Annotated in this window: 24 protein-coding genes; 12 read left to right on the top strand and 12 right to left on the bottom strand. The window is 64.0% G+C overall.

Translation table 11 applies throughout. From position 1 onward, the window contains the following. Nucleotides 1-248: 248 nt before the first annotated feature. Nucleotides 249-1,169, bottom strand: coding sequence for a DMT family transporter (locus tag PQR27_RS28095; protein WP_408526862.1), 921 nt, complete (start codon nt 1,167-1,169; stop codon nt 249-251). A 102-nt stretch (nt 1,170-1,271) separates the two neighbouring features. Here PQR27_RS28095 and PQR27_RS28090 point away from each other — a divergent pair, with 102 nt between their 5' ends. Then, nucleotides 1,272-2,162 carry a LysR family transcriptional regulator gene (locus PQR27_RS28090; RefSeq protein ID WP_408526861.1) on the top strand — a complete coding sequence of 297 codons (891 nt, stop codon included), beginning with the start codon at nt 1,272-1,274 and terminating at the stop codon, nt 2,160-2,162. 21 nt (nt 2,163-2,183) lie between these two features. On the opposite strand, the gene PQR27_RS28085 is transcribed toward PQR27_RS28090, so the two are convergent. The 6 genes from PQR27_RS28085 to PQR27_RS28060 all read right to left on the bottom strand — a co-directional run bounded on the left by PQR27_RS28085 (nt 2,184) and on the right by PQR27_RS28060 (nt 10,205). Next, a complete protein-coding gene (locus PQR27_RS28085; protein WP_408526860.1) occupies nt 2,184-3,242 on the bottom strand; it encodes an ABC transporter ATP-binding protein in 1,059 nt (352 codons plus the stop codon). A 34-nt stretch (nt 3,243-3,276) separates the two neighbouring features. After that, nucleotides 3,277-4,881, bottom strand: a complete 1,605-nt coding sequence (locus PQR27_RS28080; RefSeq protein WP_408526859.1) for an ABC transporter permease — start codon at nt 4,879-4,881, stop codon at nt 3,277-3,279. Continuing rightward, entirely contained in the window at nt 4,882-5,913 is a 1,032-nt protein-coding gene (locus PQR27_RS28075) for an iron ABC transporter substrate-binding protein (protein WP_408526858.1), read from the bottom strand. It lies immediately after the preceding gene. Between the two features lie 73 nt (nt 5,914-5,986). Then, nucleotides 5,987-7,384 (bottom strand): Dyp-type peroxidase, encoded by a 1,398-nt coding sequence (locus PQR27_RS28070; RefSeq protein ID WP_408526857.1) that lies wholly within the window; start codon nt 7,382-7,384, stop codon nt 5,987-5,989. 36 nt (nt 7,385-7,420) lie between these two features. Next, nucleotides 7,421-8,569: an NHL repeat-containing protein gene (locus PQR27_RS28065; RefSeq protein WP_408526856.1), complete on the bottom strand. Its 1,149-nt coding sequence runs from the start codon at nt 8,567-8,569 to the stop codon at nt 7,421-7,423. 112 nt (nt 8,570-8,681) lie between these two features. Continuing rightward, on the bottom strand, nt 8,682-10,205 hold the full coding sequence (locus PQR27_RS28060) for a carbohydrate porin (protein WP_408526855.1): 1,524 nt from the start codon (nt 10,203-10,205) through the stop codon (nt 8,682-8,684). A 338-nt stretch (nt 10,206-10,543) separates the two neighbouring features. Here PQR27_RS28060 and PQR27_RS28055 point away from each other — a divergent pair, with 338 nt between their 5' ends. The 9 genes from PQR27_RS28055 to hutC (PQR27_RS28015) all read left to right on the top strand — a co-directional run bounded on the left by PQR27_RS28055 (nt 10,544) and on the right by hutC (PQR27_RS28015) (nt 19,287). Beyond that, nucleotides 10,544-11,224 carry a hypothetical protein gene (locus PQR27_RS28055; protein WP_408526854.1) on the top strand — a complete coding sequence of 227 codons (681 nt, stop codon included), beginning with the start codon at nt 10,544-10,546 and terminating at the stop codon, nt 11,222-11,224. Between the two features lie 409 nt (nt 11,225-11,633). Further along, a complete protein-coding gene (locus PQR27_RS28050; RefSeq protein WP_408526853.1) occupies nt 11,634-12,491 on the top strand; it encodes an arylamine N-acetyltransferase family protein in 858 nt (285 codons plus the stop codon). Nucleotides 12,492-12,515: 24 nt separating this feature from the next. Continuing rightward, nucleotides 12,516-13,196: a methyltransferase family protein gene (locus tag PQR27_RS28045; RefSeq protein WP_408526852.1), complete on the top strand. Its 681-nt coding sequence runs from the start codon at nt 12,516-12,518 to the stop codon at nt 13,194-13,196. Nucleotides 13,197-13,517: 321 nt separating this feature from the next. Next, nucleotides 13,518-14,342 carry a transporter substrate-binding domain-containing protein gene (locus tag PQR27_RS28040; protein WP_408528323.1) on the top strand — a complete coding sequence of 275 codons (825 nt, stop codon included), beginning with the start codon at nt 13,518-13,520 and terminating at the stop codon, nt 14,340-14,342. Nucleotides 14,343-14,431: 89 nt separating this feature from the next. Next, complete coding sequence (locus PQR27_RS28035; RefSeq protein WP_408526851.1) at nt 14,432-15,154, top strand: ABC transporter permease; 723 nt, start codon at nt 14,432-14,434, stop codon at nt 15,152-15,154. Between the two features lie 14 nt (nt 15,155-15,168). Further along, nucleotides 15,169-15,924, top strand: a complete 756-nt coding sequence (locus PQR27_RS28030) for an ABC transporter permease (RefSeq protein WP_408526850.1) — start codon at nt 15,169-15,171, stop codon at nt 15,922-15,924. A 35-nt stretch (nt 15,925-15,959) separates the two neighbouring features. Next, nucleotides 15,960-16,751: an ABC transporter ATP-binding protein gene (locus PQR27_RS28025; protein WP_408526849.1), complete on the top strand. Its 792-nt coding sequence runs from the start codon at nt 15,960-15,962 to the stop codon at nt 16,749-16,751. Nucleotides 16,752-16,772: 21 nt separating this feature from the next. Continuing rightward, nucleotides 16,773-18,422: an HAL/PAL/TAL family ammonia-lyase gene (locus tag PQR27_RS28020; protein WP_408526848.1), complete on the top strand. Its 1,650-nt coding sequence runs from the start codon at nt 16,773-16,775 to the stop codon at nt 18,420-18,422. Between the two features lie 181 nt (nt 18,423-18,603). Continuing rightward, the gene (hutC, locus tag PQR27_RS28015) at nt 18,604-19,287 is read left to right on the top strand and encodes a histidine utilization transcriptional repressor HutC (RefSeq protein WP_408528322.1); all 684 of its coding nucleotides are present in this window, start codon (nt 18,604-18,606) and stop codon (nt 19,285-19,287) included. Nucleotides 19,288-19,343: 56 nt separating this feature from the next. Here hutC (PQR27_RS28015) and hutC (PQR27_RS28010) read toward each other — a convergent pair whose 3' ends face one another. The 5 genes from hutC (PQR27_RS28010) to PQR27_RS27990 all read right to left on the bottom strand — a co-directional run bounded on the left by hutC (PQR27_RS28010) (nt 19,344) and on the right by PQR27_RS27990 (nt 23,218). Then, nucleotides 19,344-20,096, bottom strand: a complete 753-nt coding sequence (gene hutC, locus PQR27_RS28010; protein ID WP_408526847.1) for a histidine utilization transcriptional repressor HutC — start codon at nt 20,094-20,096, stop codon at nt 19,344-19,346. After that, entirely contained in the window at nt 20,093-20,962 is an 870-nt protein-coding gene (locus PQR27_RS28005; protein WP_408526846.1) for an amino acid ABC transporter ATP-binding protein, read from the bottom strand. Before PQR27_RS28005 ends, hutC (PQR27_RS28010) begins: the two co-directional genes overlap by 4 nt. A 19-nt stretch (nt 20,963-20,981) precedes the next feature. Next, on the bottom strand, nt 20,982-21,644 hold the full coding sequence (locus tag PQR27_RS28000; RefSeq protein WP_408526845.1) for an amino acid ABC transporter permease: 663 nt from the start codon (nt 21,642-21,644) through the stop codon (nt 20,982-20,984). 15 nt (nt 21,645-21,659) lie between these two features. After that, nucleotides 21,660-22,310, bottom strand: coding sequence for an amino acid ABC transporter permease (locus tag PQR27_RS27995; protein ID WP_408526844.1), 651 nt, complete (start codon nt 22,308-22,310; stop codon nt 21,660-21,662). Between the two features lie 80 nt (nt 22,311-22,390). Next, entirely contained in the window at nt 22,391-23,218 is an 828-nt protein-coding gene (locus tag PQR27_RS27990; RefSeq protein ID WP_408526843.1) for a transporter substrate-binding domain-containing protein, read from the bottom strand. A 282-nt stretch (nt 23,219-23,500) separates the two neighbouring features. Here PQR27_RS27990 and PQR27_RS27985 point away from each other — a divergent pair, with 282 nt between their 5' ends. Next, nucleotides 23,501-24,478 (top strand): isopenicillin N synthase family dioxygenase, encoded by a 978-nt coding sequence (locus tag PQR27_RS27985; protein ID WP_408526842.1) that lies wholly within the window; start codon nt 23,501-23,503, stop codon nt 24,476-24,478. After that, a complete protein-coding gene (locus PQR27_RS27980; protein ID WP_408526841.1) occupies nt 24,475-25,887 on the top strand; it encodes an FAD-binding oxidoreductase in 1,413 nt (470 codons plus the stop codon). The genes PQR27_RS27985 and PQR27_RS27980 overlap by 4 nt, the downstream gene beginning before the upstream one ends. The last annotated feature ends 18 nt before the right edge of the window (nt 25,888-25,905 follow it).

Genomic DNA, 25,905 nt, shown 5'->3' with positions numbered 1-25,905 from the left:
GCGTCGCTGATCAGCGTGCAAAATGCACGGACGTGACATCGGCTGCCTCGGGATGGCATGTCGATGTGGGGAAGGGAGGTCAAGCGAAAGCCGGGTCAGTGCCCGGCTTGTAATATTTTGAAATTATAATCGAGAATCATTCTCGATTGTATGAAATGCATGCTAAATGCATGCAGTTTGTAGGGTTATTTTCGGCGTGTTGAAAGCCTGCCCGGGCGCTTCAAGGCATAAGGAGCCGTGCCCGACGCTCATTCCGTGCGATGCCGCGCCCGTCCACCGTGACGCAGCAGCGACAGCAGCGGCCAGCCGAGATTGACGCCGAGGCTCGCGATCACGATCAGCGCCATGCCCGCAAGCTGCGGCAACGACAGGGCCCGGCCATACACGACAGCGTCGACCACGATCGCCGTCAGCGGATAGACGAACAGCAGCACGGCGATCACCGGCGTGGTCAGCTTCGGCAGTGCGCCGTAGATCAGCACGTACGACAGCCCGGTGTGCAGCACGCCCATTCCGACCAGCCAGAACCATTGCATTGGGCCGATGTGCACGGCGGTGAGCGGCGCGATGAACGGCAGGCAGACCACGCCGACCGCGCATTGCGCGAGCGTCAGCAAATGCGGCCGCAAATTGCCGAGCCCTTTGGCGATCAGCGTGACGCTCGCATACAGCACCGATCCCACCAGCGCTTCGCCGATACCGATCAGATAGCTCGCATGGCCCTGCAGATTCCCGCTAGCCGCGACGCCCGACGCGAGCACGAGGCCGACGAAGGCCGTGGCGATCCAGCCAAGGCGGTCGATACCGAGCCGTTCGTTGAAGAGCGCCGCGCCGATCAGCACGACCCAGAATGGCTGCACATGAAACACCACGGTTGCGACCGCGATGCTGGTGCGATGAATCGCGTCGAAGAAGCCGACCCACTGCGTCACCATCAGCACGCCGGAGATCAGCGCTAGCGTGACCGTGCGCCGCGTGAAATGCTGGCGCGTGAAGAAGCCTTTCCACGCGCAGTACGCGGCGAGCGACAGAAAGCCGAACAGGCAGCGAAAGAACACCAGGGTCAGCGCGCCGAGCCGTGCTTCCTCGACGAAGACGCCGATCGTGCCCATCAATAGCCCGCCGCTGGCCAGCGTGATGGCGCCTTGTTGACGTTGAGTGAGGGACATGCGAAACGGCTCCGGCAGCGTGGAGTCACAAGTATTGCGCGCCTTGCATGGCACCGGCAAACGAATTAAATTGAGTAATTCCATAAGCCGGATTGATAAATCATGCACCCCGAATTCGACGTCGATTTGCTGCGCACCTTCGTCGCGGTAGTGGAAACGGGCAGCTTCACCAAGGCGTCGGCGACCGTGCACCGGTCACAGGCGGCGGTCAGCATGCAGATCAAGCGGCTCGAAACCATGCTCGGCACCACCCTGTTCGCCCGCAATACGCGCAATCTGTCGCTCACGCGACCCGGCAACACGCTGCTGGAATACGCGCGACGGATGCTGGATCTGCATGAGGAAGCGTGGTCCGCGATCGTGCGGCCGGAGGTGACCGGACGCGTGGTGCTCGGCGCCCCGGACGACTACGTATCGTCGCTGCTGTCGCCGGTATTGCGGCGCTTTTCGAATCTGTATCCGCGAGTGGAGATCGAGATTGTCTGCGCGCAGAGCACGTCGCTCGCGCCGATGCTGGCCGATAACAAGATCGATCTCGCCTTTGTCACGCGGGACCGCAGAATGCGCGGTGAATTCGTGCGCAGCGAGCCGATGGTGTGGGCGGGGGCCTCGCTCGATACGCCGGTGCTGGCGGTCTCGCCGTTGCCGGTCGGGCTCTACGAACCCGGCTGCGTGGCGCGCCAGCACACGCTCGCCGCGCTCGACGGCGCGCGGATCCGCTATCGGGCCGCTTATAGCAGCGCCAGCCTGATGGGCCTCGTGGCCACGGTGGACGCCGGCTTGTCGGTGGTCGCGCTGACGCGCTGCAGCGTCCCGTCACGGCTGGCGATTCTCGGCGAAGCGCAGGGCTTGCCGAAGATCGAGCCGCTGGAAATCGTGGTGGCGCGCAGCGCCAAATCGGATCGGCCGACGTGCGATTATCTGGCCGCGCAGATGGTGCAGGACTTGTCGGTGCGTCCGCAAACGCGCGCCTCGGCGGCGGCGTGCGCGTAGTGCCGGATGACGCGTGATTGCCTAGCTGCGGGCGTAAGCGGTCACCGCGCCGTCCACGGCGAGCCGCACACGCTCACCGGGTCGCGGCGTCAGATAACCGGGCACGCGCGCGCGCACCACAGTCTGCGCGCCGGACTGCAATTGCAGCGCGACGCCCGCGTCCTGTCCCTGGAAGATCACCTCGCGTACGACGGCGTCATAGGAGGCCGTGCCATCGGGCATCGCCTCGTCGGCACGCAGCAGGCGGATCTGCTCGGGCCGCACCATCACGTCGACCGGACCGTTGCCCATCGGCTCGCATAACGGCAAGTCGCCGAGTTCGCAACTCACGCGATCTTGCCGAACCACGCCCGGCAACAACACCGCCTCGCCGACAAAAGACGCCAGTTCGCGCGTCACCGGCCGCCTGTAAAGCGTCTCGGGCGTCGCTGTCTGGATCAGCTTGCCTTGCCACAGCACCGCGACCTCATGGCCAAGCGACAGCGCTTCCGATTGATCGTGCGTGACCAGCACGGCGGTCGCGCCCGTGGCCGCCAATGCGCTCGCCACCGCTTGCCGGGTTTCGAGCCGCAAGGCGGCGTCGAGCGACGAAAAGGGTTCGTCGAGCATCACCAGCGTGGGCGAGGGCGCGAGCGCTCGTGCCAGGGCGACACGCTGCTGCTGTCCGCCGGACAGTTGCTGCGGCGCGCGTTCGCCGAAGTCCGCCGGCAAGCCGACCAGTTCGAGCAATTCGGCAACGCGGTGACGCGCGCGGCGTTGCGTCCGCGGCAATCCGAACACGATGTTGTCCGCCACCGACAGATGCGGAAACAGCGCGCCTTCCTGCGGCACATAGCCGATGCGGCGCTGTTCGGACGGCATGTGCAGGTTGTCGCCAGCCACTCGCCGGCCGTCGATCTCGACGCTGCCGCGATCGGCCCGTTCAAAGCCGCACAGGAGGCGCAGCAAGGTGGTCTTGCCGCTGCCGGAAGGGCCGAGCAGCGCGAGCAGCGTGCCGCGCTCGACCGACAGGTCGATGCCGTGCAGCACCGGATGGCCGTCGAACGATTTTTGCAGTCCGCGGATACGAAGTTCGCTCATGAAAATCCGATGGAAAAAGCGATGGACATCAGCGTCAATCGCGCTCGCCGAGAAGCGCCGATCTGCCGAGCAACGCGAACAGGAGGCCTGAGGCGAACAGCGAGATGCCGGTGAGCAGCGCCGCGTAGGGCGCGGCGGCGGCGAAGGCCATGGTCGACGTGTCGGCCCAGACTTGCGTTGCGAGCGTGCGCGTGTCAATGGGAGAGAGCAGCAGGGTCGCGTTCAGTTCGGTGACCACCGAGATGAACACCATTGCTGCAGCCGCGCCCAGGCCCGGTCCGGCGAGCGGCAGCAGCACGCGAAACACCGTCTGCGACCAGCCGAGGCCGAGCGCGCGCGCGGTTTCTTCGAGGCGCGGTTGCGCCTGCATGAAGGCGGCGCGCACGCTCACCAGCGCCACCGGCATGAACAGCATGGCATAGGCGATCACCAGCAGCGTCGCGCTTTGATAGAGCGGCTGCAATGCGTGCACGGCGAGCGAGACGATCGCCAGCGCGATCACCAGCCCCGGAATGCCTTGCGCGAGAAACACCGTGCGCTCGAATACGGTCGCGAAGCGCGTCGGATAGCGCACCAGCAGGAACGCGAGCGGCACGACCAGCAGCGTGGTCAGCAGGGCGGCGGCGAGGCCGAAACCGAGCGACGACATGGTGGCGTTGAACAGCAGTTCGGGCGACACATCCGCCGGTGTGACGGCGGCCGCGCCGGGTTGCGTGAGCCAGTAGCCGATCATGCCGAGCGGCACACCGAGCGTCGCGGTTGCCAGCGCGGCAAAGCCGGCGACGACAATCCAGCGCCATGCGCCGAGGTGGTAGCGCAACACCGCGCGGCGGGTGCCGCGATCGACGCGCTCATAGCGCGCCGCACCCCGCACCCGAAACTCGAACGCGAGCACGATCAGGCAGATCACGATCAGCAGGCACGCCAGCAGCGAGGCGCCGCCGCCATCGAAACTCGTGCGGTATTCCGCGTAGATTTGCGTCGTGAAGGTGCGAAACCGCAGCAGCGTGAACGCGCCGAATTCGGACAGCACGCCGAGCGCCACCAGTAGCATGCCGCCGAGCAGCGCCGGACGCAATTGCGGCAGCACGACGCGAATGAAGGTGGTCCAGCGGTTGCAGCCGAGTGCCCGCGCGCTTTCTTCGAGCGCCGGGTCCATGCTGCGCAACGCGGCGGCCACCGGCAGATACACCAGCGGGAAATAGGCGGACGTCAGCACCAGCAACGCGCCGACGAAGTCCTGCAAATCCAGGCTCAGCGACACCCACGCATAGCTCGAAATGAACGCCGGCATGGCCAGCGGCGCGGCGGCGAGCACAGCCCACAGGCGACGCCCCGGCAAATGCGTGCGTTCGACAAACCACGCGGCGGCAGTGCCGATGACGGCCGCGGCCAGCGTGGTCGATACGGTGATCATCAGCGTATTGACCAGCAGCTCGCCGACCAGCGGACGGAACACCAGGTCGACCGCATCACCGATACCGAAGCTCGCCGCGCGCCAGAACGTAAACGCAATCGGCAGCAACACCAGCAAAGCGCTGAGTGCTGCTGCCGCGAACAAACCGCGCGGCGCGCGCGAGCGGGCGCGCGCCGGGGCGGAGGTTACAGCCGGAGGTCCGGCTGACACCGCATCGCTCATTTACAGCAAACCTGCCTGGCGCAGCAGCTTGCCGGCCTGGCTATCGTCGCCGAGTTGCTGGATGGTCAGCGCCGGCGGGTTCAGTTCAGCGAACGGCTTGAGGATCGGGTCCGGCGCAACGCCCGCGTGCAGCGGATATTCGAACTCGACGTGGCTGTTCGCCATCAGCTGCTGGGCGCGTTCGCTGACCAGATACGCGAGAAACTTCTGCGCGCCGTCCGCGTTGTGCGCGGACTTCAGCACCGCGGCGCCCGATACGTTCACCAGTGCACCGGCGTCGCCGTTGCCGAAGTGATAGATCGCGCTGCGGGTTTTCGCATCGCCGAGTTCCGCGTGCAGACGTGCCCAGTAGTAGTTGTTGATCAGGCCAGTCGCGACACCGCCGCGATTGACGGCCGCCACCACGCCTTCGTCGTCGTCGAAAATCTGGGCGTTGGCTTTCAGGCCCTTGAGCCATTGCACGGTTTGCGCTTCGCCCTTCAGCGCGAGCACGGCGCTCACCAGCGGCAGGAAGTCGCCGTCGCTCGGCGCGATGCCGACTTTGCCTTTCCATTCCGGCTTGGCCAGATCGAACAGCGATTGCGGCAGTTGCGAGGCTTGCAGCTTGGCCGTGTTGTAGACCACCACGTTTTCACGCGCGGTCACGCCGACCCACACGCCGGTGGGCGAATTAAAGCGCCCCGGCACGGTGGCGAGCGTCGAGTCGTTCACCTTGCTCAGCAGGCCCTTTTCTTCGAGCAGCATCAGCTCGGGCGAGTTTTCCGTGAAGTACACGTCGGCGGGCGTGGCGGCGCCTTCGGCGACGAGCTGCGCGGCCATCGCCGGGCCTTCGCCGTCGCGGATCTTCACCGAAATGCCCGATTCTTTCTCGAAGTCTTTCGCCAGCAGATTGACGACCTGCTCGTGCTGCGCGCTGTACAGCGTGATCGATGCCGCGTGGGCCGCCGACGGCACCGTGCCGAGGGCAGCGAGTGTGAGCGCGGCGGCGCTGCTGACGAGTCGCAGGCGGGTGCCAAACCAGGAGTGAGCCATGATCCTAAAGTCCGTTGGTGATGGTGTAGTTGATCTTGTTTGCTGCCTCTTTCGCAGCTTGCCGCAGCTTGCATTACGTCTCGAACAGCCCCGCGCCGATATACGAACCCGGCTTCGCGCCCGGCGGCACCGCGAACACCGCGCTGCCGACGTGCGTCGTGAACTGGTTCATCATGTCGAACTTCGCGAGCTTGTCGTTGATCGGAATGAAGCCGGTGCGCGGGTCGCTCTGGTGAGCCACGAAAATCAGCCCCGCGTCGTATTCGGTTTCCTGACGCCACGGCGGCCAGCGCTCGATGTAGAAGTTCGTGCCGTCGTTGTACGAATAGGAGCGGCGCAGAATCTGCGCGCCGTTGTTGCTGTCCCGGTTCGACAGACGCACATGCGAGTTTTCCGGAATCACCGGATTGCCGTCCTTGTCCTCTTCCTTCAGGTCCACGGCGTCGAACTCGTTCTTCTTGCCGATCGGCGCGCCGCTGTACTTGTGGCGGCCGAACACCTGCTCCTGGAAGTCGACTTCAGTGTTGTCCCAGTGTTCGAGCGTGATGCGGATGCGGCGTACCACGGTGTAGGTGCCGCCTTCCATCCAGGGCGCGTCGGCCGCTTTGGCCCAGATGAACTCGTTCATCAACTGTGGTTTGGCGGTCGACGGATTGTTGGTGCCGTCCTTGAAGCCCATCAGATTGCGCGGCGTCTGCCCGCGCGGACCCGACAGGAAGCCGGACTGGCCCCATCGCATCGCTGCGGTGCCGTTCGCGAGACGCGCCAATTGCCGGGCCGCGTGGAACGCGACCTGCTGATCGTTCGCGCAGGCCTGGATGTACAGGTCGCCGCCGGTTTTTTCGGCGATCAGCTGATCGCCGTTGAAACGCGGCAGATCGACGAGCGCGGCGGGGCGGCGTGAGGCCAGCCCGTAGCGGTCCTTGCCGTCCTTCGTGAACAGACCCGGGCCGAAACCGAACGTGATCGTCAGGCCGCATGGGCCGAGGCCGAGCACGTCGCCGGAATCCGGCGCGGCTTTGGTGTTGGTCGGGCTGTAGGCCGTGTCGTTGGTCTTGGCGTCGGGCCTGGCATCGGCGTTCGTGCCGGCCTGCGTATCAAGCTTTGTGTCGGTCAGTGCCGTTCTGGCCGCGGTGCCGGTCGGCAGCGGCGCGGCTGTGGCACCTTGCGTCAGGCGCGCGGCAGCGTCGGTCCAGGCACGCAGCAACGCGATCACGTCGGCGCGTTTGTCGGTTGTCAGATCGAGCGCGGCAACGTACGTGTGACTCTGCTGCGGCGTGACGATGCCGCCCTGATGCGTGCCGTAGAACGGCTCGACAGCCATCTGCGGATCGGTACTGTGCGCCGGCGTCTTGCCGAGCGCGGCCTGGGCAACGCCGGTCGCGCCGAGGCTTGCGCCCGCCGCGACGGCGGCACTGCCTGCCTTTAAAAAGCCGCGCCGTGAGGGCCGCGACGGATGATCGTTTGCCATGGTTACTTCACCTTCATGTGGCTTTGAGTTCTGCTGCTACTTCGCCAGCACCAGCGTGTTCACGTCGTCCTGCACGTAGTAGAAGCCGTCGCCTTCCGGCGTCATTGCGAGACCGAACAGGTCGCCATTGCCCGGGGGCGATTGCGCCTTGTCGGTATCGATCCAGCGGGCGTAGATCTGCTTGCCGCTGGCAGGGTCGATTTCGACGATCTGACCGTTCAGCGCATTGGTCACCAGCAGGTGGCCGTTCGGCGCGGTGATCATGGCGAGCGGCCGATGCAGCAGGCCGTCGGCGGTCAGTTGGCGGCCCACGCCGGCGCTCGTGTCGCGCGTCATGGGTTCGTCGATTTCGGTGATACGGTTGCCGATTGCATCGGACACGTACAGCAGTTTCTGATCGTTCGACAGCGCGAGGCCGGTCGGGCCGACGAGGAACACGCCCTTGTCCGCCTGCGCGCCGAAGCCGCTGCCGACCACGGTTTCCTTTTTCACGACCGGCGGCTTGCCGGCCGGCACGTCGAGGTCAAGGCGCAGCACGGTGGCCTGCTTGAACACGGGCGGATTACCGTCCGCACCGCCCACACCGAAGCCGGCGTTGCTGACGAACAGCGTCGCGCTGGTGCCGTTATCGACGACCGCCATGTTGCCCCACGGATCGTTGATGTTCGGGCTGACGATGGTCGAGGCGACCTTGCCGTTCGGGTCCAGCACGATCAGGCAGCCCGCGCCCTTGGTGCCGGTGGTGCCGTCATTGCTCGGCGTGCTGCCGATGATCACGTAGCCCGATTTGAGCATGGTCATCGCGGTGGAGAGACCGATGCCGCCCGGGCATTCCTTCAGATCGCGCGGCACCGTCGCGAACACCGTCATCTCTTTGGTGTCCGGATGATAGTTGATGATCGTGCTGCCGGTGCCTTGCAGGTTGGTCGAGTTATTGAAGTTGCCGACCAGTACGTCGCCTTGCTTGACCGTGCCCGCCGTCACCGGCGCGACCACGACTGCATAGGGGTTTTGATCGCCGTTTCCCGGCACGGTGTTGATCAGCGTGGTGTGGTGCTTGACGGTCTCGAGAAAACCTTGCGGCTCGGCCTGCGCGACGCCGGCGGCGAACGCGGCGGCGCCGGCTGCGGCAGAGATCAGGGCCCGCGCGGCGCGCGGCGAAAACTTGCGCGTGGGATTGTTCATGAGTGAGTCTCCGTGCCTGCGCACAAAGCGGTGGTGGCGGTCATGATCGAAAACATGGGGTTCGATTTGTCGGTAGCGTGTGAGTTAACGTGTCTCGTGGGCGCGAATCGCATCAGAATGTGATGTTGGTCCGCACGCCGATGACGAACGTGTTGCGCAGTGGCTGCGTCGGGTCATTCGGGTTCTGGCCGGCGCCGGCATTGAAGGTGTATTGCGCGTCGGCCTGCAGTTGCCACCACGGGTTGACCTGGTACTGATAGGTCGCCTCGAGCGTGGTTTCGCTGGTGCGCACGCCATACGGGCCGCCGCTGAAGGCGAGGTTGTCCTGATCGAAACCGTGCACGTGGTTGCCGACCTTGATGTAGGTCAGGGCGAGACCGACGCTGTCGTCGTCGCGGCCGGCGAACGGCGCTTTCAGCACGACGCCGAGGTTGGCTGCGAGGCTCACCAGGTTGCGATCGCCCGGCGCGCCCATGACGCGGGCGAACACGCCCAGGCTGCGTGGTTCGTCCGGGTTTGGACGCCAGATCATCTGGTCGGCTACTGCGTAAAAGCTATAGTCGCCGCGATGGTTCTGCGCGATGCCGGTGCTTGCCGGGTTGGCGAGCGAGAGGCCGATGTTGTCGTAGCGCTGGTCCGCGAAGCTGCCGTTGTTGTACCAGACGCCGAGCTTGTAGGTGCCCGGCAAACCGCCGCCGCTCGTGCCGACCATTTCGCCGTCGGCCGGCTGGTTGATCGCATACTGCAATTCGCCGATGAACAGCGTACCGTTATGCAGGTTGAAGTTGGTGCCGCTCTTGTTGTCGGGGTTGTTGCCGAGCGGGTCGCCGTCGAACACGCCGGCAAGGGCGGTCAACGACGGCGTGATCTGACCGCGCACGCGCACGCCGAGGGCGGACAACGGATAAGCGGGGCCGCCGGACGGCATGTCGTACGAGGGCAGGGCCGGCCAGCCGAACATCGTATTGACGAACAGTGCCGAATACGTGCTGGTGATGAATTCCTGGTCGATACTTTGCTGACCGATCTTGACGTCGATGCGCTTGTTCAGGAACGACTGCTGGTACCACAATTCCCACAGGCGGGTCGTGTCGTCGGCCTCGATGCCGCTCGCCGTATTGAGCGTGCCGAGCTTGTTGGCGCTGAGATTGGCGCCGTGGATCTGCAAGGCGCTGGCGTTGAACAGGCCGCCGGGCAAACCGAACGCTTTTTGCGTATCCATTTGCACGGTCGCCGTCGTCAGACCGTCGTAATCCGCGCCGCGCGAGAGGCCGCCGCGGACGTTGCCGAGCACTTCGCTGGTTTCGGTGAGCGCGAAGGTCACGCCGTATTTGCCGAGCCAGGGGCGCAGACCGCCGATGTCGCCGAGCATCTGCTCGCGATTCCAGAAGCCGGTCCACTGGCTGGTCTGGGTCGCCTTGATATTCAGATCGGCTTCGGGGGCTTCCGGTACCGCGTCCGGATTGGCTTCCGCCATGGCTGTGCCGGCGGTGAGCGACGCCCAGGCAAAAGCGGTACAGAGGGCGGCGCGTCGCATCGACGGCAAACGCGAACGGCGAGCGGTGTGATCACGCACGGCGCAATCGCGACGCGAACCCGCCTCTGTGGCGGATTCGTGGAGTTGGGCGAACTTCATCGAAATCCTTATTTGTGTTGTATCGACTGAATTGACCGTCGCGGTGGTATGTCACTCAGCGCCCGCGATTGCCGGATCCGTTCGCGACGACGGATACCGCAGATGGCGTGATCGTACGCACGCGAAATAAGTGCGTCAATATAAATGAGAACGATTCGTATCAATATTACTGACATGTAATTTCCATATTTACGGACTACTACAAATTGGTATTTAGACGTAATGAAAAGAGATTAATAACGTAATGTGTTTGTATTGTTATGAACATATCGAACGCGGATGGGTGGGCGCTGTCGAAGCGCACGAGTACTTCGCAAGGTCAATGTCAGGAGATAGGTATGAACAAACGTATCCTTGTGCTTTCGTTGCTGGCGAGCGGCGGATTGCTGCTGAGTGGCGTGTCGAGTGCGCAGTTGAATCTGAAGCAGTTCGGCATAGGGGGTGGCGATAGTTCGGCGAATGCTGGCGCGGGGGCTTCGTCGGGTGGTGTATCGCAGTTGTTGCAGACATACGTGGGTGCGAACCAGCAGGTGCTGAGCGGTCAGTCGAGTCTTGCTTCGGCGATGGGATTGAGCGGTGCGGCGGGGCAGGCGCAACAGGCGGCGGGACTGCTGAGTGGCGGCACGCCGTCGGTGAGTCAATTGACGCAGGTGGGCAGCACGCAGCAGTCGTTATCGCAGACGCTGACTCAGGCCTTCGCGAGCCGGGCGAGTGGTGCGTCGGCGACACCGGTCAACAAGCAGGCGTTCACGGACGGGTTGACATCGTTGGGCAAGGGTGTGAGCCAGTATTCGAGTTTGCAGTCGGGGCTGGGGAGCATTGGCCAGATGAATCCGTCGTCGCTGCTGCAGTCCGGGCTAAACCCACAGACCGCGCAGAGCGCATCGTACATAGCGAAATCCGCGCCGGGCCAACTGCAATCATTGATGTCGACGCTGAGTTCGGCGGTGCAATTTGCATCGAGCCACGGCATCAGCGTACCGTCGATAGCGACGGCCGCGCTGAAAGGCGGGCAGTAAAAAAAGGCAGCGCGGAGCGCATGCGATGCGTACCGCATCACGTGCGCTCCGCGGGTATGAAGTACCGCCCCGGCGCGCGCAGCGCCGCCGGATGAATGACGGCCTTGTCACTCACGCCAGAAAGTGCAGAGAGCCAATCTCTACGGAGCCACGATCCCCTCCAAGCCAGGGGAGCCGCTTAAAAATTAGCGGTGTAAAGCCGCTTTCTTTTGCCTACTTTTCTTTGCGGCGGCAAAGAAAAGTAGGTGCCCCCCGCACAGGGGGAACGCTAATAGACCAATAAGAAAACAAGGAAAAGCCCAACCCCCAGGCAGACAACCGAAAAAGCTATGATCACAGCCAGAACCCCGCGCGGCAGCGCCCCAGCCCCAATGCGCCGAGCATTCAAACAGACCCCTGGGACACCCCAATGCCACACACAGTGAATTTAAAAAGCTACTTCACCCGCATAGGCTACACAGGCCCTCAAGAAGCGACACTAGAAGTCCTGCAGCAACTCCACGCACTGCACCCCAGATCGATCCCCTTCGAAAACCTCAACCCCCTCACGCGCCGCGCGGTCAACCTGAACCTCGAATCGATCGAGGAAAAACTGCTAACCCAACACCGCGGCGGCTACTGCTTCGAGCAAAACGCCTTATTCGCGAGCGTACTGAAGCAGCTAGGCTTCAAAGTCACCCCCTTACTGGGCCGCGTACTCTGGGGCCGCGAACCCGACGCCATCCCACCCCGCACCCACATGGTCCTGCGCATCGACATCGACGGGGCCAAAGACAGCGAATCATGGATCGCCGACGTCGGCTTCGGCAGCGTGACGCTAATCACACCGCTACGCCTGACCCCAGGCACCGCCCAGCCCACCCAGCTGGGCACATTCCGCCTCGCGGACGCATCACACAATGCGCTCTACCTCGAAGTGCAGGACCGCGACGACACCTGGTCCCGCGTCTATCGTTTCGACCTGCATCCGGTCGAATGGATCGACTACGAAACCTCGAACTGGTACACCTCGACCTCACCGGATTCGATCTTCGCGAACAATCTGATCGTCACCCGCGTCCTGGCGGCGTCGCGCCTCACGCTGCTCAACGATCAACTCAACGAACGCGCCGCGGACGGTCAGATCATCAGCGAACGGCAACTCGGAAGCGCGGCTGAACTCGCCACCTGCCTGCGCGATCGGTTCGGTCTGAACGCGGGCGATATCGACATCGCCGACGTATTCGCCCGTGTGCGTGCATCGGCATCCGCGGCGGCCACCGTTTGACGTCGCGCGGGTAAAAGGAAAACCGTGATCACCCGGCTGATTCTCCAAACGGTTATCTGGCTGGCCTGCATGGGCGCGCTGCTATTCGGCGCAGCCGGCACGCTCACGTGGCCGGCCGCCTGGTGGTATCTGATCGAAACCGGGGGCGTGAGTCTGTGGGTCGGCTTCTGGCTGGCGCGTCACGATCCCGGGCTGCTTGCCGAGCGTCTCGCGCCTATCTTGCAGGCGCAGCAAAGCCGCTGGGACCGTCTGTTCATGATCGGCGTTTCGATTGCGTGGAGCGCGTGGCTGGTTCTGATGGGGCTGGACGCGGTGCGTTTCCGTTGGTCGGCGCCACTGCCGGTCTGGCTGGTGAGCCTGGGTTCGCTCTGCATATTCCTTTGTCTCTTCATGTGCCGCAACGTGTTCCGGGCCAATAGCTATGCCGCGCCGGTCGTGAAGATCCAGGCAAGCCGTGGCCACAAAGTCATCGATACCGGCCCTTACGCGTATGTCCGCCATCCGATGTACGCCGCCGCCTTGCTGCTGTTCGTCGGCACGCCATTGCTGCTGGGCTCGTGGTGGGGGCTGGCCTGCGTGCCGGTGCTGGTGACCGGCATCGGCTGGCGCGCGGTACGCGAAGAGCGGGTGCTGATCGAACAGCTCGATGGCTACGCCGACTATATGACGCGAGTGCGCTACCGCTTCGTGCCATTGGTCTGGTAGAACGCGCAAGCCAATCTCGACCCCGCCAACTCGCCACGCACCAACCTGTCTAGACAAAGCAAATCAGCTGACGCACCCGACCGTGCACAGCGCGTCGGCCGTCGGCGATTCAAAACTCCATTAAAAGCCTTGTCCTGTCTGATCGACTAGGGGCTTACCCGATGATTCCCGCACTTTCTCGCAAATCTGCTTGCGAGTGCTTTTTGTCTCATGCAAACTTGTCTATACAAATTAAGCGGCAATAAAATCCAGTCTGACGGTTACCCTAATCCAAGGAGTTTCGACGTGAAAGTGAAGCGCACGACGTTAGCAAAAGCATTGATGGGCGCCGTTATCGGCGCCGCGACAATTGTTGCGGCACCGGTGCAGGCAAAAGACTGGAAAACGGTGACGATCGCCCTTGAAGGCGGGTACGCGCCGTGGAATCTGACCTTGCCGGGCGGCAAGCTGGGCGGCTTCGAACCGGAACTGGTCGCCAATCTGTGTGAACGCATCAAGCTGCAGTGCAACCTCGTGGCGCAAGACTGGGACGGCATGATCCCTGGTCTGCAGGCCGGCAAATTCGATGTCTTGATGGATGCGATCTCGATCACGCCTGAGCGCGAAAAGATCATTGCCTTCTCGAAGCCGTACGCCGCCACGCCCGCCACCTTCGCCGTGACGGACCCGAAGGTGCTGCCGAAAGCCTCGCCGGGCGCAGGCGTCGTCAAGCTGTCGGGCGACCCGAAAGCCGATCAGCCTACCGTCGATGCGTTGCGCAAGCAGCTGAAGGGCAGGACCATCGGCATCCAGTCGGGCACGGTCTACACCAAGTTCATCAACGACGGCTTCAAGGACGTCACCACGATCCGCGTCTACAAGACTTCGTCTGAGCGCGATCTCGATCTGGCCAACGGCCGCATCGACGCCTCGTTCGACGACGTGACGTACTACGCGGCGAACATCGACAAAAAGGAAACGGCGTCGATCGCAATGGCCGGTCCGAAGATCGGCGGCCCGATCTGGGGCCCGGGCGAAGGCCTCGCGTTCCGCAAGCAGGACGCCGACCTGAAAGCGAAATTCGACACGGCGATCAGTGCCGCGCTCGCCGACGGTACCGTCAAGAAGCTCTCCACCAAGTGGTTCAAGACCGACGTCACGCCTTGATGGTTGAACGTTCAGATGTAGCGGCATGCGGGGCGTGATACCGCGCGTGCCGGCTGGTTCGATCCACGGTCATGGATGAGGGGTAGGAAATGGCTCTGATAGAGATGCTCGGCTTCGGGCCGGAAGGCTGGGGCGGCGTGCTGCTGCTCGCGGCGTTGATGACGGTCGCGCTCACGCTGGCGGCGCTTGCGGTCGGCGCGGTGTTCGGTGCGCTGGTTGCGACAGCCAAGCTGTCGCGCTTTCGCACGCTGCGCGTGATCGGCGACGTGTACACCACGGTGTTTCGCGGCGTGCCTGAATTGCTCGTCATCTATCTGTTCTACTTCGGCGGCTCGACGCTCGTCACCACGGTCGGGCAATGGTTCGGCGCCGAGGGTTTCGTCGGCGTGCCACCCTTCGTGATCGGCGCACTGGCCGTCGGCATGATCTCCGGCGCGTACCAGGCCGAGGTGTACCGCTCGGCGGTGCTGGCCGTGTCGCGCGGTGAGCTGGAAGCCGCGCGTTCGATCGGCATGCCCACGCTGACCATGGCGCGTCGCATCCTGATCCCGCAAGTGCTGCGTTTTGCGTTGCCCGGCATCGGCAACGTCTGGCAATTGAGCCTCAAGGATTCAGCGCTGATCTCGGTGACGGGGCTCGCCGAACTGCTGCGCACGAGCCAGGTGGCGGCGGGCTCCACGCATCAATACTTCACGTTCTTCGTGGTGGGCGGCGCGCTGTATCTGCTGATGACCAGCATCTCGAACCGGGTCTTCAATCGCGCCGAAGCGCGCGTGGGCCGGTCCTTCAAGCGCAACTTCGCGCGCAACTGACCGGGACGGACATCATGCACTTCGATTTCGATTTTCTGCTCGACACGCTGCGGCAACTGATCGCGGCCGTGCCGACCACCCTCGGCCTGTTCTTCTGTTCGTTGATTCTCGGCGGTCTGCTTTCGCTCGTGATCGTCACGATGCGGGTGTCGCCGAACTGGTTGCCGAACCGCTTCGCGCGCGCCTATATCCTCGTGTTTCGCGGCTCGCCGCTGCTGATCCAGATGTTCCTCGTGTACTACGGCATGGGCCAGTTCGGTGTGATCCGCGAGAGCTTCCTGTGGCCGGTGCTGCGCGAGCCGTATATGTGCGCGGTGCTGTCGCTCGCTCTGTGCACGGCCGGCTACACCGCCGAGATCATTCGCGGCGGCCTGATGGCCGTGCCGGTCGGTCAGATCGAAGCGGGTTATTCGATCGGTCTGTCGGGCTTCGCGCTGTTGCGTCGCGTGATCGGTCCGATTGCACTGCGCCAGTGTCTGCCGGCGTATTCGACCGAGGCCGTGCTGCTCGTCAAATCGACCGCGCTCGCGAGTCTGGTCACCGTGTGGGAAGTGACCGGCGTCGCGCAGCAGATCATTCAGCAAACGTATCGCACCACTGAAGTTTTCATCTGCGCCGCGCTGATCTATCTGTTCCTGAATTTTGTCATCGTGCGTTTGCTCGGCTTCCTCGAGACGCGTCTGTCGCGCCATCTGCGCGCGGCGCCTGCAGTCGCCGCGCCGAGCCGGCCGGTATCCGCCACGACCGAAGCGCGCCGCGCTGCGCCCTGAACGACCGTCTATCCTGGATGAATCTGGAGAATCCCATGAACGCTACGGCACCTGTTGCACTGTCGGTCAAGAACATTCACAAGTCGTTCGGCGACCACCATGTGCTCAAAGGCATTTCGCTCGACGCCCATCAAGGCGACGTGATCTCGATTCTCGGCGCGAGCGGCTCCGGCAAAAGCACTTTCCTGCGCTGTCTGAACCTGCTCGAAACGCCTGACGACGGCTCGGTTGCCCTCGACGGCGAAGAGCTGAAAATGAAACGCCGCGGTGACGGCAAGCTGCACCCGAGCGATCGCCGCCAGGTGGACCGGGTGCGCTCGCAACTCGGCATGGTGTTTCAGAACTTCAATCTCTGGTCGCACATGACCGTGCTGGAGAATCTGATCGAAGGTCCCATGCGCGTGCAAAAGCGCAGCCGCGCCGAATCGGTCGAGGAGGCCGAAGCCCTGCTGGCGAAAGTCGGTCTCGCGGAAAAGCGCGGCCACTATCCGGCGCATCTGTCCGGCGGCCAGCAGCAACGTGTGGCGATTGCGCGTGCGTTGGCGATGCATCCGAAGGTGATGCTGTTCGACGAACCCACCTCCGCGCTCGATCCGGAACTGGTCGGCGAAGTGCTGCGCGTGATGCGCTCGCTTGCCGAAGAAGGCCGCACCATGCTGGTCGTCACGCACGAAATGGGTTTCGCGCGGCACGTATCGAATCGCGTGATGTTCCTGCATCAAGGCCAGGTGGAAGCCGACGGCACGCCGGATGAAGTGTTCGTCGAATGCAAGTCGGATCGCTTCCGGCAATTCGTGTCGAGCCATCAGGACCGTACCACCAACTAATCAGCTAGAGCAGGCAATACCATGGCCGTAATCCGTTCCGATCGTCCTCTCGACTGGGCTCAGGTGGCGGCCATTGCCGCTGGCGAGCCACTCGAGCTTTCCGCCGACGCCCGCGCGCGCATCGCCGCGGCGCGTGTGCTCGTCGAACAGATCGTCGCGCGCGGGATTCGCGCGTATGGCGTGAATACCGGCGTCGGCGCGTTGTGCGACGTGATCGTCTCGCCGGCCGAGCAGCGCACGCTGTCGCGCAACATTCTGATGAGCCACGCGGTGGGCGTCGGCGCGCCGCTCGGTGTGGCCGAGACGCGCGCGATCATGGCGGCGGCGGTCAACAATTTCGCGCACGGACACTCGGGCATTCGCCTCGAAGTCGCGGACCAGCTCGTCGCGTTGCTCAACGCGGATTGCCTGCCGGAGGTGCCGGCGTTCGGCTCGGTCGGCTATCTGAGCCATATGGCGCATATCGCACTCGTTTGTATCGGTGAAGGACATGTGCGCTATCGCGGCGAACGGCTCAAAGGGCGCGACGCGCTGGCGCTGCTCGGCCTCGAACCGCTGGTACTCGAGGCGAAAGAGGGCCTGAGCCTGATCAATGGCACGCCGTGCGTCACGGGTCTGGCGGCGCTGGCTTTGGCGCGCGCCGAACGTCTGCTCGACTGGACCGACCTGGTCGCCGCGATGAGCTTCGAAAATCTGCGCGGTCAGCTCGCGGCGTTCGACGCCGATTCGCTCGCCTTACGCATCTCGCCGGGCCTGAACCTGGTCGGCGAACGGATGCGCGCGGCGCTCGCGGACAGCGGCATTCTGGCTGCGGTGGTCGGGCAGCGCACGCAAGACCCGCTGAGCATGCGGACCATTCCGCACGTGCACGGCGCCGCCCGCGACGTGCTGACTGGCACCGCCGACGTGGTCAATCGCGAACTCGCGTCGATCACCGACAACCCGATCGTCGCCGGCACGCCGGAAGATCCGCGGGTGTATTCGCAGGCGCATGCGGTCGGTGCATCGATCGCGCTGGCGATGGACAGTCTGGCGACCGCGATCGCCCAGGTCGCGGCGATGGCCGAGCGGCGCCTCGACCGCCTCGTCAATCCGCTTGTCAGCGGCTTGCCGGCATTTCTGGCGGAGCCGGGCGGCACCTGTTCCGGCTTCATGATCGCGCAGTACACGGCAGCCTCGCTGGTGGCGCAGAACCGGCGCCTCGCGATGCCCGCGAGCCTCGACGGCGGCATCACATCCGGATTGCAGGAAGATCACCTGTGTCACGCCACACCGGCCGCACTCAAGGCGCTGGAGATCCTCGACAACGCCGGGCGCATCGTGGCGATCGAATTGCTTGCAGCCGCGCAAGCCTACGACCTGCAATCCGTCGACGCCCCGCGCGCGCCGCATACGGATGCGCTCTGGCAGCGCGTACGCCGCGCCGTTCCCACCTATCGTGACGACCGGCCGCTGGCGGACGACATGAGCATCGCGTTTCGCATGATTGCCGACGGCATGCCGCCGCCGCTGCCGAACCCGGGTAACATTCGGCCTGGCTTGACCGGTCCAGCTGGCGGCCCGAGCCTGGCCGCTCTCGCGAGCGTCGCGAGTCTGGCGGACGCCGGCCGCCTCGGCGCGGGCGCGAGCCTCGCCGCCAATGACACCCAGGCCGCCGCTCATATGGCTTGACGGAGACGGAGCCGGTGAGCGGGCTACCCGCCGGCGAGCCGGCATATTGCGCATCGCCCGGGTACCACCCGGGTATCATCCGCGTACTACCCACGAGGCCGACGTGAACACTATTACAAACGCGCACACCGCAGACACGCAGGACTCCCCAGGCCGCAACCACGAGACTCCGGCAAAGGCGATGCCCGCCTACGAGCAGATCAAGCGCTATGTGATCCGGCGCATCAGTGAAGGGGACTGGAAGCCGGGCGGGCTGATCCCGTCCGAAACGGAACTGGTCAAGGAGTTTGGCGTCGCGCGTATGACGGTATCGCGCGCGCTGCGCGAACTCACCACCGAACGCGTGCTGACGCGCGTGCAGGGTTCAGGCACCTTCGTCGCGCCGCAGCGCTACGAATCGACCGTGCTGGAGATCCGCAATATCGCCGACGAAATCGCCGCGCGCGGTCATCGCCATTCCGCACGCGTGCTGACGCTCGAACCGAGCGACGATCCCCACGCGCTCGAAGCGCTTGGTCTCGTCGGCGGGCCGGCGTTTCATTCGTGCATCGTGCACAGCGAAGAGGGCGAGCCGATCCAGTACGAGGACCGGTATGTGAATCCGCAAGTCTTTCCTGATTATCTGGAGCAGGATTTCACGATCGAGACGCCGAATCACTACATGGTGCGGCTCGCGCCGATCCAGCGGGCAGAGTTCCGCATCTATGCGCAGAAGCCCGACGCGTATGTGCGGCGGCATCTGATGATGGATATCGGTGAACCCTGCCTGCAGTTGTGGCGCCGTACCTGGGTTGGGGAAGTCGTGGCAACGTCGGTGCGGTTGTGGCATCCGGCATCGCGTTTCCATCTGGCGGGGAATGTTTGACGCGGCTTGGAGTGACTCGGCCCCGGCGCTTTGATGCGCATGGGGCGTGCGCGCGGCTAACCCTGACGCTGCGACAGATCCGGCGAGAACCGGCACCCCAGCCGGTAGCGCGAACCGGGGTGCACGAAGCGCGCGAACGTCACCGCTACGCCGCTCGTCCACGTGCGGCGCATCAGCGTCAGGCACGGCTCTTCCGCGCGGATTTCCAGTAGCTCGGCTTCGGCGCGGGTCGGCAGACCCGCATCGACGACATGCTCGACGTCATGCGCCGGCACGATCTCGAACAGATACTCGGACGGCCGGATCGTCGCGAAATCCTGCTGCAGAAAATCCGGGGCGATCGCCGGATTCACGTAGCGGTCCTCAAGCTGCACCGGCAGGCCGTTTTCCCGATGCACGCAGATCACATGAAACACCGACGCGCCAGGCGCCAGCCCCAACGCGTTGGACACGATCACCGGCGCGGTCTCGCGCTGTGCGAGGACCGTGTCGTACCGATACTCATGACCCCGCGAACGGATTTCGTCGCCGATATGGGCGATCATCAGCAGCGTCGACTGCGGCTTGGTTTGCGCGACGAACGTGCCGACACCGGACACGCGGGTGACAAGGCCTTCGTCGGCGAGCTCGCGCAGCGCGCGGTTGACTGTCATGCGCGAGACGCCCAGCGTCGCCACCAGATCCAGTTCGGAAGGCAGGCGGTCACCGGCCTGCCGCGCGCCTGATTCGATGGCGCGGCGAATATGGCTCTTGACCTGTTCGTAGCGCGCGGCGGGTGCCTCGGCGGCCGCGCGCGCGAGCGGACTCATACCGGCTCCGTGTCGTCGGGACCGCGTGCCCAGAATGCGTTGCGGTCGAAATAGTTTTGCAGGAACTGCCGCAGACGCGGCTGCCCGGCGTCGTGGAAGACTTCACGCGGTTTGCCCTGCACGGCAATGCGCCCCTGATCGATGAACATCACCTTATCGGCGACCTGCGCGGCAAAGCCCATTTCGTGCGTGACCACGGCCATCGTCATGCCGTCGCGCGCGAGTTGCTTCATCACCTGCAGCACTTCACCCACCAGTTCCGGATCGAGCGCCGAGGTCGGTTCGTCGAATAACATGATGTGCGGTTCCATCGCCAGCGCGCGAGCGATCGCGACGCGCTGCTGCTGGCCGCCGGAGAGCCTCGCCGGATACGCATCGCCTTTGTGCGCGAGGCCGACGGTTTCCAGCATCGCATTGGCGCGGCGGCGCGCTTCGTCACGCGACAGATGGCGTACCCGCAACAGCGCTTCCATTACATTGCCGAGCGCCGTCATATGCGGCCACAGATTGAACTGCTGAAACACCATGCCGACGTTGCGACGCACGCGATTGATCTCGCCCTGCGTGGCCCGCACGCGTTTGCCGTTGCGCTCGCTATAGCCGAGCAGTTCGCCTTCGATGCGCACGTCGCCCTGATCGTAGGTTTCCAGCGCGGCGAGGCAACGCAGCAAGGTACTCTTGCCCGAGCCCGAGGGTCCAATGATGCAGACCACCTCCTTGCGCGCGATCTGGAGATCCACGCCGCGCAGCACTTCGACTTCGCCAAAGCGTTTGCGTAGATCGCGCACTTCAATCAGCGGCTCGCCTTGCTGCGTATCGAGATTGACGGTGGGCGCGGAGGAGGGCATGTCGGCGATGGCGTTCATAGAAGGGTCCGGATTCCGTTCATGCCATGAAGCGCGCGATGCGGACTTCAGCCCACATGCCGGCGCGCGACGTCAGTTCGACGAGCGCCAGATAGCACACGCACAGCACCAGCAGCGTTTCGACGAAAGCAAAGGTGGCCGAGCCGATCCCGGTCAGCACGAACGTGAGTTCGGGCACCGTGACGATGGACAGCACCGCGGTTTCCTTGCTCAGCACGATGATCAGATTGGTCAGCGCGGGCACGATCAGCACCAGCATTTGCGGCACCTGAATCCGCAGGACGGCTTGCCAGCGGGTGAGTCCCAGACAGGACGCTGCTTCGAGATGACCCGGCGGCACCGATTGAAAACCCGAGCGGAACGCTTCGGCAAAATACGCGCTGCCGTAGAGGCCAAGGCCGACCACGCCGGCTGTCATCGGTTCGAGCGTGATGCCGAAGGAAGGTCCGCCGTAGTACAGCAAAAATAGTTGCACGAGAAACGGTGTGCCGCGAAACACTTCGATATAGAAGCGCAATACGCCACGCACCCAGCGTCCGCAAAAGAGTTGCAGCACCGCGATCAGAAAGCCGATCAGGATGCCGATCGCGACACCCGCGGTCCACGTGCCGAGGGTAGTCGCCAGACCGGCGGCGATCGGCTGGAGGTTGTGCGTGATGACAGTGGGATCGAGCTTTTGCATGGCGTGGGCTCGGGGTCAGGCGTGCTGCAAACGGTATTCCGCTGCGTGCGCAACAAACGCCAGCGCACCGCAAATCACGAAATAGATGAGCCCCGCAGCGAGATAGGCTTCGAGCGGGCGATACGTGCTGGCCGCGATGTTCTGTGCCGTGCGCGTCAACTCGGCCACGCCCACCACCGAAATCAGCGAGGAAGCCTTGATCAGCAGCACCATTTCATTGACGAGCGACGGGAGCGTCAGACGAAATGCCTGGGGCACCTGAATACGCCGCAGCATATCGAACGGCGACATGCCCAGCATGCGGGCGGCTTCGATATGACCCGGCGGAATGCTGAGGAAGCCACCGCGCAGAATCTCGGCGATATAGGACGCGGAACACAGCGACACGGCGCTGATGGCGGCGACCACGGGCGAGACATTGATACCGGCGAACGGCAGCAGGTAGTACACCAGCAGCAGTTGCACCAGCATCGGTACGCCGCGAAAGAAAAACACGTAGGCGCCGCCGAAGCGGCGTGCCGCGTGGTTCGAGGAGAGCCGCGCCGCGCACACGCCAATCGCGACAAAGAAACCGATCAGAAGACCCGTCAGCGAAATGCCGATGGTGGCGAGCGCCGCGTGCAGTAGCAGCGGCAAGCCCTGGGCGAAGACAGTCGTGCTGAACATAAGCGTCGCACTCGCTGGAACGGGGAGGGCGATGCGGCGTGTCGTGCAGTCCGCATCGCGTGCATTACGCCATCAGGACATCAATAGTTCGGCGCGGGCATGGTGGTCGGCGCATCCATCGCGACACCGAACCACTTCTTCTGCAAGGTCGCGAGGCGACCGTCGTTGTGCATTTTCACGAGCGCCGCGTTGAAGGCGTCGGCAAGCGGCTTGCTGTCGGCGTCTTTGCGCAGGCAATAGGCGAAGTACACTTTCGCGCCGAACGGCGGCTGCACCACGGCGAAAGTTTCAGGGCGCTGCTTGGCCACATACGCGATGTTGGTCATCGAGTTCGCGACCGCTGCGATCCGGCCGGCGGCGAGGTCGGCGTAAGCCTGGTTGTTGTCGACGTATTCACGGATTTCAGGCGGCTTCGGCAAAGTGGCGACGTAGGCCTTCAGCTGGTCCAGCTGGGCCGAGCCTTTGCCCGCGCCGACCGTCTTACCGGCGATATCCGACGATTGCTTGACGGCGGTATCGTTCGCGCGTTTGAGCAGCGCATCGGTAGCGTCGGCAATCGGCAGGGTGTAGGTGTAGCGCTCCATGCGCGCCTTGGTGACCGTCAGCGGGCCGCCCACCATGTCGAACTTGCCGGCTTCGAGACCCGGCAGCACGCTTGGCCACGGCAAGTCGATGAAGCGCACCTTGACGCCCATTTCCTTGCCGACTTCGGCGAAGAGATCTTTATTGAAGCCCGCTTGCTGGCCGTTTTCGAGGAAGTCGAAGGGCGCGAACTGCATCTCGGTGCCGACCACCAGTTCGCCCGCTTTCTTCACTTTGGCGAGTTGATCTTCCGCGTGGGCGCTCACGCTTGCCGCGCACAAAGCCAGCATGACCAAACGACACTTCCAGCCTGCAAGGATGCTCATGAGATTCTCCGGTTGGCAAAGCGGTGTCGCGCGAAAGAATGGCTCGGCGCGAGTCATGCGAGGCAGTATATACCGCAGTTTTCCCACGAAATAAATAATCCCGCGAGTAGAGAAAAGCCCTTATATAAAGCGCTGCGAAGCAACTTGCGAGCGTGCTTTTGGCGGTATATACAACTGGAGATGCATGCGGCGCGCAGTGATGCCAACGCGGTTTCGCGCACTGCTTTGTTCAGTTGAATGTGCCGGCCTTTCACGACCTTCAGGACCTTCAGGAGCGACGCGATGCCCGTGACCCGCATTCCGATCATCGATCTGGCCGGCGTGCGTGCCGGCGATCCGCAGGCTTTGACGCGGGTGGCGCGCGACATCCACGAAGCGTGTACGACGATCGGCTTCTTCTACATCATCAATCATGGTGTGCCGCAAGCGTCGATCGACGCCGCTGAACAGGCGGCGCGCCGGTTCTTCGCGTTTCCGGTCGAGACCAAGCGGCGCGCGGCGGTCAATCAAAGGCATCGCGGCTTCAACGCGCTGGGCGACGCAACCATGTATCAGGCGAAGTATCCCGATTACAAGGAGTTCTTTAGTATTGGACTGGAATTGCCGGAGGACGATCCCGATGTGCTCGCCGGTGAGGCGCTGCGCGGGCCGAACAACTGGCCGGAGTTCATGCCGGAATTGCGGCCGGCGCTATACGGTTACTACGAAGCGGTCGCGGCCTGCGGCGCCGATCTGCTGCGGGCGGTGGCGGTGAGCCTCGGTGTCGACGAACATTTTTTCGCGCCGCGTTATACGAAGCGGATGCAGCGCACGCAGATGGTCTACTATCCGCCGCAGCCGCCCCGGTCGGACGCGGATCAGTTCGGCGTCGCGCCGCATACGGACTACGGCTGCATCACGTTGTTATGGCAGGATCGGGTGGGTGGCCTGCAGGTGCGCGAAATCGCCAACGATACGTGGGTCGATGCACCGCCGGTCGAAGGCAGCTTTGTGGTGAACGTAGGCGATCTGCTGGCGCGCTGGACCAACGACCGCTTCCGTTCCACCTTGCATCGCGTGATCAATGCGTCGGGGCGCGAGCGGTATTCGATCGCGACGTTCTATGATCCGACTTACGGCGCGATCGTCGATCCGCGCGAACTCGGCACGAGCGACGCCGATCTGAAATACCAGCCGGTTGCCGCGGGCGACTATATCCTCGGGCGCATCAACGATTCGATGGGCTACCGCAAGAAACACGCCGCACAAGGAACTGCATGACGGAAGACACCACGGCGCATGGCGCGGCCCCGCTTGCCACGACGCTCGCGGCACTGCGCGCCGCACTCGGTGACGACGCGGTGCGCGTCGGCGAACAGATCGGCGAACGCGCGATGACCGACTGGACGCGTCACGAGCCGACGCGTCCCGCGGCGCTGCTGTTGCCGCGCAGCACCGAAGAAGTCTCACGCGCGCTGGCCATCTGCCACGCGGCCCATCAACCGGTCGTGCCGCAGGGTGGCATGACCGGCCTAGCCGGTGGCGCGATTGCGCGCGCGGCCGATATCGCGCTGTCGCTCGAACGGCTCACGGGCGTCGAGGAAATCGACGCCGCCTCGGCCACGCTGACCGTGCGCGCCGGCACCACCTTGCAAACCGCGCAGGAGGCCGCTGCTGAAGCGGGCTTCGAACTCGCGCTCGATCTCGGCGCGCGCGGCTCGTGTCAGATCGGCGGCAATCTGGCGACCAACGCAGGCGGCAATCGGGTGATCCAGTCAGGCACCGCGCGCGATCAGGTGCTCGGACTCGAAGTCGTGCTGGCGAACGGCGACGTGCTGACCTCGCTCGGCAAGATGGTCAAGAACAATACCGGCTACGACCTGAAGCACTGGTTCATCGGCTCGGAAGGCACGCTCGGCGTGATTACCCGCGCGGTATTGCGCCTGCATCCACCGCGCGCGGCGCGGCACACGGCGCTGGTCGCACTCGACGGCTACGACGCCGCCGTGAACCTGCTGCGGCGTCTCTCGACGCGCTTTGGCAACGACATCGGCGCCTTCGAGATCATGTGGCCGGACTTCTACGATTTCGGCGTCAAGCTGACGGGCACGCGTTCGCCATTCGCTGAGTCACACCCGCTGTACGCGCTGATCGAACACGCGAGCTTCGATGCGAGCGACGACGGCGAGCGCTTCTCCGCCGCGCTGACTGACGCGCTCGACGCGAATGCGATCCGCGATGCGGTGATCGCGCAATCGGTGGCCGACGTGCGGGCGTTATGGGCAATCCGTGAATGCACCGCGGAGTTTCCGGTGCGGCTGGACGCGATCAACTTCGACGTGAGCTTGCCGATCGGCGAAATCGGCGCGTTCGTCGACCGTTGCCGTGCGGCGCTCGATCAGCGCTGGCCGGGCAACGCGTCGTATTTTTTCGGCCATATCGGCGATTCGAATCTGCACGTGACGGTCGACGGCCATTCGATACCTGGCGTCGATCATCACGCGGTATACGCGTTCGTTTATGCAATGCTCGGACCGCTGAACGGCTCGGTGTCAGCGGAACACGGGATTGGCCTGCTCAAGCGCGAGTTCCTGCCGATCTCGCGCTCGCTTGCCGAACTGGCGGCCATGGCCGCCATCAAACACGCGCTGGACCCGCACGGGATTCTGAATCCCGGCAAGCTGTTCTGAGCGCGGCGGGACGCCCGG

It is taken from the genome of Paraburkholderia fungorum, from assembly GCF_046027215.1.
Classification (GTDB): Bacteria; Pseudomonadota; Gammaproteobacteria; order Burkholderiales; family Burkholderiaceae; genus Paraburkholderia; species Paraburkholderia fungorum_D.
This window is presented reverse-complemented; position numbering and strand designations above follow the sequence as displayed.

Bases quoted from the DNA above. Each gene is read 5' to 3' on its own strand.
- PQR27_RS28050 (WP_408526853.1), top strand. From the start codon at position 11,634: ATGCCACACACAGTGAATTTAAAAAGCTACTTCACCCGCATAGGCTAC.
- PQR27_RS27980 (WP_408526841.1), top strand. From the start codon at position 24,475: ATGACGGAAGACACCACGGCGCATGGCGCGGCCCCGCTTGCCACGACG.
- hutC (WP_408526847.1), bottom strand. From the start codon at position 20,096: ATGAGTCCGCTCGCGCGCGCGGCCGCCGAGGCACCCGCCGCGCGCTAC.
- PQR27_RS28075 (WP_408526858.1), bottom strand. From the start codon at position 5,913: ATGGCTCACTCCTGGTTTGGCACCCGCCTGCGACTCGTCAGCAGCGCC.
- PQR27_RS28005 (WP_408526846.1), bottom strand. From the start codon at position 20,962: ATGAACGCCATCGCCGACATGCCCTCCTCCGCGCCCACCGTCAATCTC.
- PQR27_RS27985 (WP_408526842.1), top strand. From the start codon at position 23,501: ATGCCCGTGACCCGCATTCCGATCATCGATCTGGCCGGCGTGCGTGCC.
- PQR27_RS28040 (WP_408528323.1), top strand. From the start codon at position 13,518: ATGGGCGCCGTTATCGGCGCCGCGACAATTGTTGCGGCACCGGTGCAG.
- PQR27_RS28065 (WP_408526856.1), bottom strand. From the start codon at position 8,569: ATGAACAATCCCACGCGCAAGTTTTCGCCGCGCGCCGCGCGGGCCCTG.
- PQR27_RS28000 (WP_408526845.1), bottom strand. From the start codon at position 21,644: ATGCAAAAGCTCGATCCCACTGTCATCACGCACAACCTCCAGCCGATC.
- PQR27_RS28020 (WP_408526848.1), top strand. From the start codon at position 16,773: ATGGCCGTAATCCGTTCCGATCGTCCTCTCGACTGGGCTCAGGTGGCG.
- PQR27_RS27990 (WP_408526843.1), bottom strand. From the start codon at position 23,218: ATGAGCATCCTTGCAGGCTGGAAGTGTCGTTTGGTCATGCTGGCTTTG.
- PQR27_RS28080 (WP_408526859.1), bottom strand. From the start codon at position 4,881: ATGAGCGATGCGGTGTCAGCCGGACCTCCGGCTGTAACCTCCGCCCCG.
- PQR27_RS28095 (WP_408526862.1), bottom strand. From the start codon at position 1,169: ATGTCCCTCACTCAACGTCAACAAGGCGCCATCACGCTGGCCAGCGGC.
- PQR27_RS28035 (WP_408526851.1), top strand. From the start codon at position 14,432: ATGGCTCTGATAGAGATGCTCGGCTTCGGGCCGGAAGGCTGGGGCGGC.
- PQR27_RS28070 (WP_408526857.1), bottom strand. From the start codon at position 7,384: ATGGCAAACGATCATCCGTCGCGGCCCTCACGGCGCGGCTTTTTAAAG.
- PQR27_RS28025 (WP_408526849.1), top strand. From the start codon at position 15,960: ATGAACGCTACGGCACCTGTTGCACTGTCGGTCAAGAACATTCACAAG.
- PQR27_RS28090 (WP_408526861.1), top strand. From the start codon at position 1,272: ATGCACCCCGAATTCGACGTCGATTTGCTGCGCACCTTCGTCGCGGTA.
- PQR27_RS28055 (WP_408526854.1), top strand. From the start codon at position 10,544: ATGAACAAACGTATCCTTGTGCTTTCGTTGCTGGCGAGCGGCGGATTG.
- PQR27_RS28030 (WP_408526850.1), top strand. From the start codon at position 15,169: ATGCACTTCGATTTCGATTTTCTGCTCGACACGCTGCGGCAACTGATC.
- PQR27_RS28085 (WP_408526860.1), bottom strand. From the start codon at position 3,242: ATGAGCGAACTTCGTATCCGCGGACTGCAAAAATCGTTCGACGGCCAT.
- PQR27_RS27995 (WP_408526844.1), bottom strand. From the start codon at position 22,310: ATGTTCAGCACGACTGTCTTCGCCCAGGGCTTGCCGCTGCTACTGCAC.
- hutC (WP_408528322.1), top strand. From the start codon at position 18,604: ATGCCCGCCTACGAGCAGATCAAGCGCTATGTGATCCGGCGCATCAGT.
- PQR27_RS28060 (WP_408526855.1), bottom strand. From the start codon at position 10,205: ATGAAGTTCGCCCAACTCCACGAATCCGCCACAGAGGCGGGTTCGCGT.